This window comes from Tumebacillus amylolyticus (genome assembly GCF_016722965.1).
Lineage (GTDB): Bacteria > Bacillota > Bacilli > Tumebacillales > Tumebacillaceae > Tumebacillus > Tumebacillus amylolyticus.
The window spans coordinates 299383-313246 of sequence record NZ_JAEQNB010000004.1 but is presented as its reverse complement, the minus strand read 5'-3'; the positions used below and the strand labels follow the sequence as shown (position 1 = coordinate 313246).

At 54.5% G+C, this 13864-nt stretch carries 15 protein-coding genes and 1 tRNA gene; 4 read left to right on the top strand and 12 right to left on the bottom strand.

What is annotated here, in order from left to right; translation table 11 throughout:
- Window positions 1-95 precede the first annotated feature (95 nt).
- The 3 genes from JJB07_RS14395 (at window position 96) to JJB07_RS14385 (ending at window position 1255) form a co-directional block, all read left to right on the top strand.
- Complete coding sequence (locus JJB07_RS14395) at window positions 96-191, top strand: FDLD family class I lanthipeptide (protein WP_236588120.1); 96 nt, start codon at window positions 96-98, stop codon at window positions 189-191.
- Window positions 192-516: 325 nt separating this feature from the next.
- On the top strand, window positions 517-633 hold the full coding sequence (locus JJB07_RS24520) for an FDLD family class I lanthipeptide (protein ID WP_201636213.1): 117 nt from the start codon (window positions 517-519) through the stop codon (window positions 631-633).
- 178 nt (window positions 634-811) lie between these two features.
- The gene (locus JJB07_RS14385) at window positions 812-1255 is read left to right on the top strand and encodes a protein-tyrosine phosphatase family protein (protein ID WP_201636211.1); all 444 of its coding nucleotides are present in this window, start codon (window positions 812-814) and stop codon (window positions 1253-1255) included.
- 138 nt (window positions 1256-1393) lie between these two features.
- Here the strand turns inward: JJB07_RS14385 and JJB07_RS14380 are convergent, their stop codons facing one another.
- Window positions 1394-1825: a hypothetical protein gene (locus JJB07_RS14380; protein ID WP_201636209.1), complete on the bottom strand. Its 432-nt coding sequence runs from the start codon at window positions 1823-1825 to the stop codon at window positions 1394-1396.
- Between the two features lie 268 nt (window positions 1826-2093).
- Here JJB07_RS14380 and JJB07_RS14375 point away from each other — a divergent pair, with 268 nt between their 5' ends.
- On the top strand, window positions 2094-2603 hold the full coding sequence (locus tag JJB07_RS14375; RefSeq protein WP_201636207.1) for a hypothetical protein: 510 nt from the start codon (window positions 2094-2096) through the stop codon (window positions 2601-2603).
- Between the two features lie 118 nt (window positions 2604-2721).
- On the opposite strand, the gene JJB07_RS14370 is transcribed toward JJB07_RS14375, so the two are convergent.
- From JJB07_RS14370 to der, 11 genes are all read right to left on the bottom strand, one after another.
- Window positions 2722-2798 (bottom strand) — tRNA-Pro (locus tag JJB07_RS14370).
- Between the two features lie 210 nt (window positions 2799-3008).
- Complete coding sequence (locus tag JJB07_RS14365; RefSeq protein ID WP_201636205.1) at window positions 3009-3773, bottom strand: fumarylacetoacetate hydrolase family protein; 765 nt, start codon at window positions 3771-3773, stop codon at window positions 3009-3011.
- A gap of 79 nt (window positions 3774-3852) precedes the next feature.
- Window positions 3853-5181 (bottom strand): hypothetical protein, encoded by a 1329-nt coding sequence (locus tag JJB07_RS14360; RefSeq protein ID WP_201636202.1) that lies wholly within the window; start codon window positions 5179-5181, stop codon window positions 3853-3855.
- Between the two features lie 34 nt (window positions 5182-5215).
- Complete coding sequence (locus JJB07_RS14355) at window positions 5216-6094, bottom strand: DUF1028 domain-containing protein (protein WP_201636200.1); 879 nt, start codon at window positions 6092-6094, stop codon at window positions 5216-5218.
- A gap of 28 nt (window positions 6095-6122) precedes the next feature.
- Window positions 6123-7718 (bottom strand): acetate--CoA ligase, encoded by a 1596-nt coding sequence (locus JJB07_RS14350; protein WP_201636198.1) that lies wholly within the window; start codon window positions 7716-7718, stop codon window positions 6123-6125.
- Between the two features lie 135 nt (window positions 7719-7853).
- Entirely contained in the window at window positions 7854-8126 is a 273-nt protein-coding gene (locus tag JJB07_RS14345) for an HU family DNA-binding protein (protein WP_201636196.1), read from the bottom strand.
- Between the two features lie 140 nt (window positions 8127-8266).
- A complete protein-coding gene (spoIVA, locus tag JJB07_RS14340) occupies window positions 8267-9745 on the bottom strand; it encodes a stage IV sporulation protein A (RefSeq protein ID WP_201636194.1) in 1479 nt (492 codons plus the stop codon).
- Between the two features lie 312 nt (window positions 9746-10057).
- Window positions 10058-10885 (bottom strand): lipoate--protein ligase family protein, encoded by an 828-nt coding sequence (locus JJB07_RS14335; protein ID WP_201636192.1) that lies wholly within the window; start codon window positions 10883-10885, stop codon window positions 10058-10060.
- A gap of 20 nt (window positions 10886-10905) precedes the next feature.
- Entirely contained in the window at window positions 10906-11289 is a 384-nt protein-coding gene (gene gcvH / locus JJB07_RS14330; RefSeq protein ID WP_201636190.1) for a glycine cleavage system protein GcvH, read from the bottom strand.
- Between the two features lie 89 nt (window positions 11290-11378).
- Window positions 11379-12422, bottom strand: a complete 1044-nt coding sequence (locus JJB07_RS14325; RefSeq protein ID WP_201636188.1) for an NAD(P)H-dependent glycerol-3-phosphate dehydrogenase — start codon at window positions 12420-12422, stop codon at window positions 11379-11381.
- 42 nt (window positions 12423-12464) lie between these two features.
- Window positions 12465-13802, bottom strand: a complete 1338-nt coding sequence (der, locus tag JJB07_RS14320) for a ribosome biogenesis GTPase Der (RefSeq protein ID WP_201636186.1) — start codon at window positions 13800-13802, stop codon at window positions 12465-12467.
- Between the last annotated feature and the right edge of the window lie 62 nt (window positions 13803-13864).

Genomic DNA, 13864 nt, shown 5'->3' with positions numbered 1-13864 from the left:
AACAAAATGAGTAATTGTGCTATCCTAGATTTAACAACTGAGATAGGCATCCGTGGACATTATGAACCTTTAGGAGGTTGGATCCAGTGGAAAAAATGTTCGAACTCGACGTACAAGTTATGAGTACCAACGACGACGCTTCGGTGAAAGAACCGAATTGGTTTACCTCGTCGCTCTGTCAAACGGTATAAACGGGTCATCACCAGTTCTGTACAGAACTGGTGATGTTTTTTATGGAATGCTTTCAATCAATGTACATATAAGTTTTAGCCGAAATGGTGTATGGGTTTGTTCGTTGTTTCACAACGTGTAGATCACGACTAGCTGATCAGGCAATCCTCTGCGAGTCCGTCGAGTTCATACATCTATTAAATTTCACATTATTGAAATCATTTCACTTCGGTGATATAATACATTCAAAGTTAATTTCACAAATGCATTAACAGATTTCACCCACCTATACAGCTGAGAGACACATCATTGGACAATCAGAACCCTTGAGGAGGTGATTTCCCAATGGAAAACATGTTTGATCTTGACGTAAAGGTAGAGTCGTCCAACTCTATGGACCATGTTGCAGATAAGGTAGAGTACACGGGATCCTGTTTGTGCACGATCTCCGGTTGCTACTAATGCAACGGAACCCCTCAAGTCGTTGGAAAAAGACCAGCCTGTCGGTTGGTCTTTGCTTGCAACATAAAAGCCCTCGTGTCGATAAGACAACGAGGGCTTTCTACTTATATTGCCCAAATCGACCGAACCCTGCATATACAAAAATGATCCGACTCAAAAAGGAAAGGACATTGAGAACATGAATTACTCGGAATTCATCCCCGGCAAACTGTATGCAGGGTCCCGCCCGGATGAAAAAGGGTGGCAGCAGCTTCAAAACTTGCACGTGGATGCGATCGTCAACATCCGCGAAAAAACCGATCACCCGCCCTCACAGTGCCCCCAGATGCTCATGCAGCACTACAAGTTGGCTGACAAAGGGCACACCTCCGTACACGAACTTGTCCCCCATGTGGAACAGACGGTCGCTTGGCTGGCACAAGGCTACACCGTGTACGTCCACGACATCGCCGGTCGGAACCGACTTGGTTACTTCATGACGGCCTTGTACATGCGCTTGTACTGCTTGCCCTATCAACAAGCCCTCAAAAAAGTCAGGAGTATCCGTCCAAAGCTCTCCCCACGGCGACAATTCGTTGCCGTCTTACACGAGTATGAGCGGTTTCTGAGGATCGGGCCTTAACACATCGACACCGAACCTCTACGGAAGTAAGAAGGAAGAGGACCCTGCCAGAACCGGCACGGGTCCTTTTTTCAACTTGCAAAAGGCCCACTGAATCTATTGGAAGATTCAGTGGGCCTTTGCGTTGAGCTTATCCGATTAGTTCAGAGAAGCTGTAAAGCTGCCGTTAACCGAGCAGTTGCCCGTGTTTTTCACGTTGACATAGTAACTTTTCCCTGGGGTAACGCTAAACGAAATCGTTTTGGAACCCGAGCCATAGACAGTTTGCGAACTCATCAACACACCGCCGCTGTACAGTTTAAATTGGACGGACGGAGTGTTCAGCGCGAGCGTCGATTGGGTCACATCGAGTTGCAACAGTGTGCTTACCCCTGCATTAAAGGTGAGCGGAGTTGCAGACTCTTGCCCGATGGACGGGCTGTAATAATAGGTCCCCAGATTGGTAAGGGACTGAGCAGCGCTCACGGACGGCGCTAGTGCATGCAATCCGGTCGGGGTTGTAGCATTCGCTGCGACCGGGATCATCCCGATCCCCACGGTTAAAGCCAGAGCCAAGAACTGTTTCTTCATTATCATCTTCCTCCTCTTTGTTTCAATGATAATATATTACAACAAATATTATATTTTAACAATTGAGGAATTTGTAGGGTTGGTGAAATGATTTCACGCAATCGATCTCACCATGCTGAATTTGGTTCTTGCGACAGAATCGACGATTGTGTACCTCCTAAGAAGAACGCGGAAATAGTATCAAAAAAACAAATTCACATAAAATATTGATATATAATATTATTTTTGATATATTTAAAATTATAAAATAAAAAAGGAGATGATATCGATGAAAAAGACAGTTTTCACGGTCCTTGCAGCTTCCCTGCTTCAGCTCGCCCTGGTCTCGTCGGCTTTCGCAACGAACACTCTCACAATTGGGCAACAACTTGTAAAAGGCCAATCGTTAAGCTCTACCGATGGTCGATTCTCTCTCGCCATGCAAATGGATGGGAACCTTGTGCAATATTATGGCAGTAACATTCTCTGGGCTTCCGGCACGAATGGCGCCCAAAGATACTGGTACGACCCCTATTGGGGTACGTATAATGCAATATATCCGTATAAATTGGTACTCGCTTCCGACGGTTATCTGGGCATCCTTGACTCCTCCAGAGGTACTGAATTCTGGCACGCAGACACCCAGTCCTGGATCAACAACAATTACAGGATCCCGATGATTTTTCCGACATACGGTGACACGCTGTTCGTTCAAGATGACGGGAATGTAGTGCTTTATGACACGCACAGCAACAGTTCCTGGTTAGCGGTCTGGGCAACCGACACCGGCGGACGATAAGAGATCCTACCCTTCCACTGTCTGTGAACCGAAGCTCGTTACCACAAGTTTCGAATCACTTGCACGAAAGCAATAAAAAAGCGCCAGACCAAAAGGTCTGACGCTTTTTCTCATCTTATGGTCGGAATAGCGGGATTCGAACCCACGACCTCACCCACCCCAAGGGTGCGCGCTACCAGGCTGCGCTATATTCCGAAGTTGCCGTGTCGTTCAGGCAAGATTGAGTATATCGAACTCCACCCCACTTTGCAAGCCCATTTGGTAAATCCTGACCCTCAAAACCAAACAAAATCGCAAAGGAACCCGCCCCATCTCCCCCAACCTCGAATTTCCGCCCCTTTTTCCACTACTGGATAGCGAAAAAAAAAAACGCTCTCCCTCTCTCAGAGGCAGAGCGTTTCTTTTTTACTGCGCGCGGACCTTGTTCACCAGCGTCCCTACGCCTTCAATCGTCATCTCCACGTGGTCCCCGGCTACGAGGCGTCCAACGCCCTCCGGAGTTCCCGTGGTGAGGATATCGCCCGGCTCCAAAGTCATCACCTGCGAGCAGAACGACACCAGCTCATCGACGGTGAAGATCATATCGGAGGTACGCGAAGACTGCTTCACGTCTCCGTTGACCTTGGTTTCGATCTGAAGGTCTTGATAATTCAACCCCGTCGCCACACACGGCCCGATCGGTGCGAACGTATCGAAGCCCTTCGCACGGCCCCACTGGCCGTCACGGTCTTGGTAGTAGCGCTCGGAGACATCGTTCATCACCGTCACGCCAAAAATCGCGTCACGAGCTTCCTCGACGCTCAGGTTCTTCGCTCGCTTGCCGATCACAACCGCCAGCTCGCCTTCGAAGTCAACATCTCTGGCAATCGTCGGGTACACGATCTCGTCCCCTGTCCCGATTACGGCAGATGCAGGCTTGAGGAACAACATCGGCTCTTCCGGAACTTTTTTGTTACGCTCCGCTGCGTGGGCTTTGTAGTTCAGCCCGATGCACATCACTTTCGTCGGAAGAGTCGGTGCCAGCAGACGCACGTCGGAGAGCGCGAAGGTCTTCCCGGTTTGCTCTTCCGTCGTCAAAAAGTTCCCTGCCAGTTCGTGAACACTCTCGCCGTCGAGTACGCCGAAACGAATGGCTCCGGCTGCTTCAAAACGAACGTATTTGCGGCTCATTTTTTTCTCCTCCATTTGACAAAGGGATGTAGAAACTCGCGCTTTTTCTCATTCCCTCGGAAATTCCCTGCCTACACCGCTAGTTAAAAACCGTATGCAAGAACGAGGTGATCGAATCAATCGCACTCTTCAACCCGCCGACGAGCTCTGCCAACCAACCGCTGCCTCCACCGCTCAGGTCGAACGACTGCGTAGACATCACAGGTACAGCCGGACGTTCGACCGGAACGATCTTGTCCTTGGCTTGTACTTGCACCGACGTCGGATTGCCCATGTCCACCGTCAACACGGGCGATTCGGACACCCAACCGTTAGCGCCAAACGCATAGAGTTTGAAGTGGCGCACGCCCTTGGCGGACGGCTCTTGGTAGGTGTAGATGTACCCGCCGCGTCTCGTCACGACCGGACCGTAGTTCACTTCATGCTTCTGCCCGTTGGTTCGCGTGACGATCGGCTCTGCGAGCAAGTCTTTGTCGGTGTAGGTGACGAGGGTGTACGACACGTTCTTGGGCTCAGGATCCAAACTCCATGTGAACTGCAACTGGTTGCCGACGTCGCCCTGCTTGGTATACGAAGCGAGATTCAACACCGGCTGCCCCGGCGGATTGTACGTGCCGTCAGACCCCGTCATCAGTTTGTGAAGCCATTCGTAGAGACCCGGCACTTGGCTGGCCAATGGCAACGCAAGGTTCTCTTGGGGTTGAATGTTGTACATCGAAGCGCTCCACGACATCGCGGCCGGGTCTTTGCCTTTGAGGGCTTGTTCAACTCGGGACTCGAACGGAGTCGCGGCGTGTGCGTTCGTGGAGCCGAACAGCTGCACATAGTCCTCCGCCGCAATTTCGGCGATCTGCCAACGATGGTCGACGCCGTCTACGGCGATTCGCGCATCTCCGGAGAGGCCGCGCAGTCGAGCGTAGGTCGTGTCTTTCCATTTCTTGTCGTCGGTCAGCGGGAAGCCGTCCTGAAGCAACGTATAGTAATGGGTCACATGGTGACCATATTCATGACTGAGTGTGTGGGCGAAGGAAGCGACCGTCTGGTGCTCTTGACCCCCGTAGAGCTCGATTCTGCCCGGTTGCATCTTCTGCTTCACCGGCAAGACCGAAGAGATCGTCGAAAAAATATACTGACCCGCTACTCCGTCCCCTTGCGGATAGTCGTCGTAGATGTCGATCTCCTGCAACAGTTTGATCTCATCTCCGTGAACGTTCTGCAAAAGTTCGTCGTGCAGGTCTTTCAATTTCGCCGAATCGGTCCAACTCGGCGAGTAGCTGATGATCTTCATGCCATCCGTTGCGCTGTACTGCGCGACCGCCGAGCCCTTCGCAACGGCCGGTGTGCCACCGATGAAGAGCAGGACGGCAAAGAGAAGCACGGCAATCATTCGTTGTGGAGTCATCGTCATGCATCTCCCTCCTCCTCTTCATGATAACACTTCTTTACTTCCCACGCATAAACACGAGGATCTCTTCGTCGATTTGATCGTCTTCACGCCAGCGCGTATCAAAGTTCTCTACGGCACAGTAGTCTTGGAGAGCTTTTTTGACGTGCTCGTCATACGAAGCGTACTCGCCCTGCTTGAGATAGTCGAAACGCACCAGATGCGTGACCAACTCTTGCAGCGTTTCCCCTGCAATCGGACGCAGACGGTTCGGATCGGTTTCGCCTAGGTAGAGGCGGTGCAGACTGAGCAGTCGCTTCAACTCACGCACCGGATGTTCGTTGTCGTCTACGCGCAGGTCGACGTAGCGGTCAATGAAGCCGTCGTAGGAGCCTTTTTCCTTGACGACATACAGAGCCGCCCCTTGACGACCGCGTTTGTCCCCGCCCGCTTCGTCCCCTGCCACGAGCGCTGTTAAAAGGCGATCTGCCAGATCGCCCTTGGCATATTGGAACGCGATGCTCATCGCGTCCACCACTTCCGGACCTGTCAGCAGGTTGCCTTGGCAAGTGAAGCCTTCGCCGATCACTTGGCCTGCCCAGTCATGGCAGTCGATGCCCGTGAAAGCGGCCGCGTTGCCGTGCTTGTCGACGATGCCGATCTGGCGCTGCTTGTAGCCCGGGTCGTCCTTGATCAGCGCTTCAAGCGTTTCCTGAGCGGTCTTGCCCTCCGCGAGCATGCGCAGACCGTCCGGGCCAAAGCCGGTGTTCGCCCACGATTGGGTCGCGATGGCACCTACGTTCGCTTGTGCCCACGGCACGATGGAACCTACTGCCAGAAATTTCGAAGCCACCGCAACGCCCATTTCGCCCGTTTTCAGGTCGGTGGCGACGATGGAGAAGGTGTGTACGAGTCGATTGTTCGGAACGATGATCATAAGGTGCAACTTCCTCCTAGCTATGCAATCAGTTGGATTGGGTCTTCTTCGCTTTTTCAGAGGCACGAAGTTCGACACGGCGAATCTTGCCGGATGTCGTCTTCGGCAGGGAGTCTACAAATTCAATCTCACGCGGGTACTTGTACGGCGCCGTGAGATTTTTTACATGCTCTTGCAACTCGCGAACTTTCGCTTCACCCGCTTGTTCCGGGCGTTTGAGGACGACGAACGCTTTGACGATCGCCCCGCGATCCGCGTCCGGCGAGGAGACCGCTGCGCACTCGGCAACGTCCGGATGCTGCACCAGCGCGTCCTCGACTTCGAACGGCCCGATGGTGTAGCCCGACGAGATGATGATGTCGTCGGCGCGGCCTTCAAACCAGATGTAGCCGTCCTCGTCCATCTTGCCTTGGTCGCCCGTGATGTACCAATCCCCACGATGCGCACGAGCGGTGCGTTCCGCGTCGTTCAGATAGCCTTTGAACAGAACGGGAGCTTGACGGTCCACGGCGATGTCGCCGACTTGACCGCGCGGGACTTCCTTTCCATCCTCGTCAATAATTCCCACGTGTACACCCGGACACGGCAGGCCCATCGAACCTGCACGCACGGTACCGCCGACAAAGTTGCCGACGAGCAGCGAGTTCTCCGTCTGGCCGTACCCGTCGCGTACCACAACGCCGAAGTATTTCTCCATCGTATCGATGACTTCGCGGTTCAACGGTTCACCTGCCGAGCATGCCGAACGCAGAGCTGCCAACTTGTAGCGGTCGAGTCCGTCCACTTTTGCGATCATGCGATACTCGGTCGGAGTCGCGCACAGAACTGCGATCTCATGCTTCGAGAGCAGCTCCAGATATTTCTCAGCCGAGAAACGACCTGCGTAGACAAAAGCGGTACCGCCCTTGCCGAGCACCGCCACGAACGGGCTCCAGACCCATTTCGCCCAACCGGGGCCTGCGGTCGCCCATGCCATTTCTCCAGGCTGTACATCAAACCAATAGGTGGCGGCGATGCGCTGGTGAACATACGGCCAGCCGTGCGTGTGAATGACGCCCTTCGGCCCGCCGGTTGTGCCCGACGTGTAGGAGAGAAACGCCATCTCGTCTGTGCGCGTCTCCACGGCCGTGAAGTCGGTCGATTGTCCGTGAATCAACGATTCATAGGAGGACCATCCGTCTTGCTCGCCTCCCACGCTCACGAACGTCGTCAACGAAGGGCAAGCACCGCGTACCGGCTCGACTTCTCCGATGATGTTCACATGCGCGATCACAGCCTTCGCTCCGGCGTGGTTCGCACGGTACTCGATGTCCTTGGAACGCAACATCTCCGAGCCCGGCATCACCACGGCGCCGACTTTCATCAGTCCGAGGTAGATCGGGTACGTATCGACGAGGCGCGGCACCAGCACGATGACTTTGTCACCGCGAGTTACACCAAGGGATGTAAGCGCATTCGCCCATTGCGCAGAAGCAGCGCGCAATCGGTCGTAGGACAACGTATGTACCTCACCGGCCTCGTTCTCCCAATAGACGGCGAGTTGTTCCGGGTGATCGACCGCGTATTGGTCGATTTGAGCGGCGAAGTTGTAGTGGGTCGGGATGTTCAGGGTGAGCTCTGACATGACGGGATTCCTCCTTGAATGGTTAACTCGTATATATGTCAGAACTATTCCACAGTTTGTCGAAGATTTCCTGCCCAGAAAAAAAAGAGTCGCGCAGATGCGGACTCTCTTCTCCTATGTATCACGGGGACTCCCTTACTTGATGGAATCCTTGAATTGCTTGCCCGGTTTGAATGCCGGTGTCTTGGAAGCAGCGATTTCGATCTCTTCGCCGGTTTGCGGGTTGCGACCTTTGCGAGCGGAACGTTCGCGAACTTCAAAGTTCCCAAAGCCGATCAGTTGCACCTTGTCACCATTGGCGAGGGCCTCGACGATTGCATCGAAGACGGCATCCACTGCATTGCCTGCGTCCTTCTTCGTCAGTTCGGCCTTATCGGACACCAGGTTGATCAGATCCGTTTTGTTCATGACCTCACCTCCTCTAGCTAGTACCTCTTATTGCCCAAATCTAGGCTGATTATACCATAGAGGACAAGAAAAACAAGGAAAATGAAAAAGTCAGGTCAAAAGACCTGACTTTTCACACTTATAGTTGCACTGCTGTAGGACTACAGGATGATCGCAATCAGACCGCCGCTGCCTTCGTTGATGATGCGTTCGAGGGTTTCTTTCAGCTTGTATTGCGCGTTCTCCGGCATCATCGAGAGCTTCGCGGAGATGCCTTCGCGAACAATTGCCGCCAGAGATTTGCCGAAGATATCGGAATCCCAGATCTTCAACGGGTCTTCCTCGAAGTCTTGCATGAGGTAGCGCACCAGCTCTTCGGATTGCTTCTCCGTGCCGACGATCGGAGCAAATTCCGACTCGACGTCCACACGAATCATGTGAATCGACGGTGCGGTCGCTTTCAGGCGAACCCCAAAGCGGGAACCTTGGCGGATCAATTCCGGCTCGTCGAGGGTCATCTCTTCCAGCACCGGCGGCGCGATGCCGTAGCCGGTCATTTTGACCATGCGCAGAGCTTCTGCCACTTTATCATACTCGCGTTTCGCGTAGGTGAAGTCCTTCATGAGTTGCAGCAAGTGATCTTTGCCGCCGATCTCCACGCCGACCACTTCGGTCAGCACTTGGTCGTACAGTTCATCCGGTGCGATCAAGTCGATGTCTGCAACACCGTGGCCCATGTCCATGTTGGCAAGAGCGGCGCGGGAGACGAACTCGAATTCGGAGAAGTGTCCGACGACGCGATCGATGTCGCGCAGACGGCGGATGTCCTTGACGGTCTCTTTTACGCAGTCTTCGAAGTTCGCACGCAGCCAGTGGTCTTGGTCGAGGACCATGACCCAGCTCGGCAGGTTGACGTTGACTTCGTGGACCGGGAATTCGTACAGCGCCTCACGCAGGACGTTCATGATGTCCTCTTGGTCGAGTTGCTGAACGGAGAGCGCGAGAACCGGGATGTCGTACTTCTCCATCAGCTCTTGGCGCAGGCCTTCGCAACGTGCGGAGGTCGGTTCCACAGAGTTGATGACGATCACGAACGGTTTGCCGAGTTCTTTGAGCTCGGAGATGACGCGCTCTTCTGCCTCCACGTAGTTGTCACGCGGAATTTCGGCAATCGAGCCGTCGGTGGTGACGACGAGACCAAGGGTGGAGTGGTCGGCGATGACTTTGCGGGTGCCGACTTCTGCCGCTTCTTGGAACGGAACCGGCTCGTCAAACCACGGTGTGGTCACCATGCGCGGACCGTTCTCATCTTCGTAGCCGCGGGCACCGTCGACGCAATAGCCGACGCAATCCACGAGGCGCACGTTGATTTCCAGACCCTCTGCCACTGCGATTTCAACCGCTTGGTTCGGGATGAACTTCGGTTCGGTGGTCATGATGGTGCGACCCGCTGCGGACTGGGGTAGTTCATCGGTCGCGCGTACGCGGTCAGCCTCTTCCTTGATGTTCGGAAGGACGATCTGCTCCATAAATTTCTTGATAAAGGTCGATTTACCGGTGCGAACCGGACCGACGACGCCGAGATAGATGTCGCCTCCCGTCCGCTCCGCAATGTCTTTAAAGATGTCGAACTTTTCCACTCTGTTCCCTCCTTAACGTGATCGGCGTAACTTGGTACGCGAACCCCTTCTACCGATCCCCTCCCCTGGACAGCGGTCGCTCTATCGGAAAACCGATAGTCTTAAACTCTTCCAGCAGGACAGTACATGTATATGACGGCGGCTTGACTTTATGTCGCCGGATGTCCACCTGTGAGGAGTTTGCGACATCCAGTAGGGGTCTTGTTGTTATTACTCTATGAGCCTGTGCGCAAGAGTAGAACAAGCCCCACCCAAAAACAAAAAAAAACATCCGGGAGCAGGTTCGCTTCCCGAATGTCATCCTATGCCGAGCTATTTTTTAAAATTCCAGCTTTCTGTACCGTACTTCTCTGCCACCAGTTGCTCGACATGCGCTTGCTCGTCCGGCGTGAGGCCCGACGGTTCCAGTCGAATGCCCAATCCCCGCTCAAAGCCCTTGGTGAACGCCTCCATCGATTCTTCATACGAAACCTCACGACCGAGGTCCTTCATCGATACGGCCTTGTCTCGGAACATTCGCACCATCCGCTCACGGGTACGCTCCGATGAGAAGTAGAGCACGGAGAACAACTGCTCGACGTTCATATCCAAGAGAATGGAGCCGTGCTGCAAGATGGTGTGGAGTTGACGCACTTGGGCGCTCCCTGCCACTTTGCGGCCTTCGACGACGAGCTCGTACCAAGACGGAGAGTCGAAGCACGCAGCGGAGCCGAGAGTTTCGAATTTCTTTTTCTCCTCTTCGTCTGCGAGCGACACCATCTCCGCCGAGAAGCCCAATTCGCGGAAGCCTTCGAGGAGGCCCAACGAGAGCACGCGGTACGATTCGTTGACGGAGGACGGCATCATCGGATGCGACTCCGGCACGATTACGCTGTAGGTCAGTTCTTTGTCATGCAAGACGGCGCGACCGCCGGTCGGACGGCGCACGAACCCGAGTCCCTGCGCGTTCAGAGCATCGAAGTCGATCTCCTTCGTGGCGCGCTGGAAGTACCCAATGGACAAAGTCGGCGGATTCCACCCATAAAAACGAACGGTCGGGGGCACAAGCCCCCGACTGTTCGCATGCAGAATCGCCTCATCGACCGCCATGTTGACGGCCGGATCTGAAAATCCCGTATGTAAGAGGCGCCAAGTTTCCATCAAGTGATGTCCTTGGTCCCTTACTTGCTGATGTACTCGTTGTACGCATCTGCGGACAACAAGGCGTCAAGTTCAGAAGCGTCCTTGAGTTCGAGAACGACCATCCAGCCGTCTTCGTACGGTGCTTCGTTGACTTTTTCCGGGGAATCGACCAAAGCTGCGTTCACTTCGATGATGGTGCCGGAGACCGGTGCGTAGAGGTCAGAGACCGTTTTGACCGATTCGACGGTGCCGAACGTTGCGTTTGCAGAAAGTTCTACGCCCGCTTCCGGCAGTTCGACGAACACGATGTCACCGAGTTCGGATTGTGCAAAATCGGTGATGCCGATGACCGCGCGGTTGCCTTCGACCTTGACCCACTCATGTTCACGGCTGTACTTCAGGTTGCTCGGTACGTTGCTCACGAATGATTCCTCCTAAGACACACGATAAATGTTTCCATACCCACACAATTGTACCATTGAAGGCCGAACCTCACAATAATACTTGTGGGTCAGTCTTGCCAATCCAGACGGATCGCTTCTGCCACTTCCTCCATCTCATGGATGCGGCGTCTGCCCATCAATTCTTCAACGGCGGCCTTGGGCGCTTTGCCCTCAAACAACACTTGGTAGATCGCCGTCGTGATCGGCATGTCAACCCCCGTCTGCCGGGCGATGTTGTACGCTCCCTTGGTGGCGCGCACGCCCTCGACGACCATGCCCATTTCGTTCAGGACTTGGTCGAGGCTCTTGCCTTGTCCAAGTGCATACCCGGCGCGCCAATTTCGACTGTGTTTGGACGTGCAGGTGGCAATCAAGTCGCCGACGCCCGCCAAACCGCCAAATGTCAGTTGCGCCGCGCCCAAGTGCATCCCGAGGCGGGAGATTTCGGTGAGTCCGCGCGTCATCAACGCAGCTTTGGCGTTGTCGCCAAAGCCGAGGCCGTCGGAGAAGCCGACACCCAGCGCGATGATGTTCTTCAACGTGCCTCCGAGTTCGGTTCCGACGACATCCGGATTGGTGTAGAGCCGTAAGTAGGAAGTCATCAGCAAATCTTGGAACGCTTCTGCCGTTGCACGGGCACGACTCGCCACCACGATGGTCGTCGGGATGCGGCGCGACAGTTCTTCGGCATGAGATGGCCCCGTCACGACCGCAAATTTCTTGACGTCGTGTTCGGAGAGCTCCTCTTCCATGATTTGCGTCATGCGCTGGCCCGTCTCCACGTCAAACCCTTTGGTCGCATGCGCGACAAAGGCATGAGGGTCAAGATAGGGACGCATGAGTTGGACCGTCTCCCGAAACGCAGAGGACGGCATGACGATCAACACATACGGAGTTCCGTTCAAAACGGCTTGCAAATCGGAAGACGCACGAATGCCTTCATGCAAAGTGACATCCGGCAGATAACGGGAATTGGTGTGGTTCTCGTTGATTTCGCGGACTTGGTCCTCCCGGCGAGCATAGATGTCCACGAGGCAACCTTTGTCCGCCAAGACTTGTGCCAGCGCCGTTCCAAACGACCCGGCCCCGATCACAGCAACTCGTTGCGTCATACGGTTTCCTCCTTCGTCTCCCTCTCCCAGAGAGACTTTGCGTTACCTTTTCTTCTCGTCCTTCTGCGAGCGCTGGCGGGTGAACATGCGAATCGGCGTACCTTCGAAACCGAACGAATCGCGCAGTTTGTTCTCCAGATAGCGTTCATACGAGAAGTGCATCAGTTCCGTGTCATTGACAAACACCGCAAAGGACGGCGGGCGAACTGCAACTTGCGTCGCGTAGTACACGCGCATGCGGCGGCCTTTGTCGGTCGGCGGTGCCACCATCGTGACCGCGTCTTCGATAATCGTGTTGACGGTCGAAGTCGGGATGCGCATCGAATGGTTCTCGGCGACGAGCTTGACCATCTCCAAGATCTTATGTACGCGCTGCTTCGTCGTAGCGGATACAAAGAGGATCGGCGCCCACGGCATAAACGGGAATTCCTTGCGAATCTGCTGTTCGAAACGAATCGAGGTCTTGTCGTCCTTCTCCAGCAAGTCCCACTTGTTGACGAGGAAGACGACCGCTCGACCTGCTTCCAGCGCATAGCCGACGATTCGCTTGTCCTGCTCGATGATGCCGTCCTCGGCCGAGATGACGAGCAAACAGACGTCGCTGCGCTCAATGGCCGACATCGCACGCATAACCGAGTAGCGTTCGGTCGTTTCATACACTTTGCCGCGCTTGCGCATCCCGGCGGTGTCGATCAGCACGAAGTCTTGTCCTTCGCGCGAGAACACGGTGTCGACCGCATCGCGGGTCGTGCCGGCGACATCGGAAACCATGACGCGCTCTTCGCCAAGCAACGCGTTGACAAGCGAAGATTTGCCGACGTTCGGACGGCCGATCAACGAAACTTTGATCGTGTCTTCGGAATACGTCGCATCGTAGTCCTCCGGGAAGTGCTTCGCCACTTCGTCGAGCAGGTCGCCCAAGCCCGTGCCGTGCGTCGACGAGATGCCAAACGGCTCGCCAAAGCCCAGCTCATAGAAGTCAAACGTGTTTTGAAGCATCATCTTCGGGTTGTCCAACTTGTTGACGGCGAGCACGATCGGTTTGCGCGTGCGGTAGAGAATCTGTGCGACCTCTTGGTCCGCCGGGGTTACCCCGTCTTGCCCGTCCACGAGAAAGATGATGACGTTCGCTTCATCCATCGCGAGTTCCGCTTGTTCACGGATTCGGAAGAGGATTTCGTCTTCGTCCCCTACCTCGATCCCGCCGGTATCTATAATACGAAACTTGTGTTCCAACCATTCCGAGCTGGAGTAAATACGGTCCCGGGTGATCCCCGGTTTGTCCTCAACGATGGAGATACGCTCCCCCGCGAGTCGGTTAAACAGCGTCGATTTGCCCACATTCGGGCGTCCTACGATCGCAACAATCGGTGCCGGCATGAGTATTGTCCCTGCCTTTCTTCTCTATCAAGTAGCAACTAGTGAAAAATTTACCTATCTAC

Coding starts and splice junctions, on each gene's coding strand:
- JJB07_RS24520 (WP_201636213.1), top strand. CDS start 517: ATGGAAAACATGTTTGATCTTGACGTAAAGGTAGAGTCGTCCAACTCT.
- der (WP_201636186.1), bottom strand. CDS start 13,802: ATGCCGGCACCGATTGTTGCGATCGTAGGACGCCCGAATGTGGGCAAA.
- JJB07_RS14375 (WP_201636207.1), top strand. CDS start 2,094: ATGAAAAAGACAGTTTTCACGGTCCTTGCAGCTTCCCTGCTTCAGCTC.
- JJB07_RS14345 (WP_201636196.1), bottom strand. CDS start 8,126: ATGAACAAAACGGATCTGATCAACCTGGTGTCCGATAAGGCCGAACTG.
- JJB07_RS14365 (WP_201636205.1), bottom strand. CDS start 3,773: ATGAGCCGCAAATACGTTCGTTTTGAAGCAGCCGGAGCCATTCGTTTC.
- JJB07_RS14350 (WP_201636198.1), bottom strand. CDS start 7,718: ATGTCAGAGCTCACCCTGAACATCCCGACCCACTACAACTTCGCCGCT.
- JJB07_RS14325 (WP_201636188.1), bottom strand. CDS start 12,422: ATGACGCAACGAGTTGCTGTGATCGGGGCCGGGTCGTTTGGAACGGCG.
- JJB07_RS14380 (WP_201636209.1), bottom strand. CDS start 1,825: ATGAAGAAACAGTTCTTGGCTCTGGCTTTAACCGTGGGGATCGGGATG.
- JJB07_RS14395 (WP_236588120.1), top strand. CDS start 96: ATGTTCGAACTCGACGTACAAGTTATGAGTACCAACGACGACGCTTCG.
- JJB07_RS14360 (WP_201636202.1), bottom strand. CDS start 5,181: ATGACGATGACTCCACAACGAATGATTGCCGTGCTTCTCTTTGCCGTC.
- JJB07_RS14385 (WP_201636211.1), top strand. CDS start 812: ATGAATTACTCGGAATTCATCCCCGGCAAACTGTATGCAGGGTCCCGC.
- JJB07_RS14355 (WP_201636200.1), bottom strand. CDS start 6,094: ATGATCATCGTTCCGAACAATCGACTCGTACACACCTTCTCCATCGTC.
- JJB07_RS14335 (WP_201636192.1), bottom strand. CDS start 10,885: ATGGAAACTTGGCGCCTCTTACATACGGGATTTTCAGATCCGGCCGTC.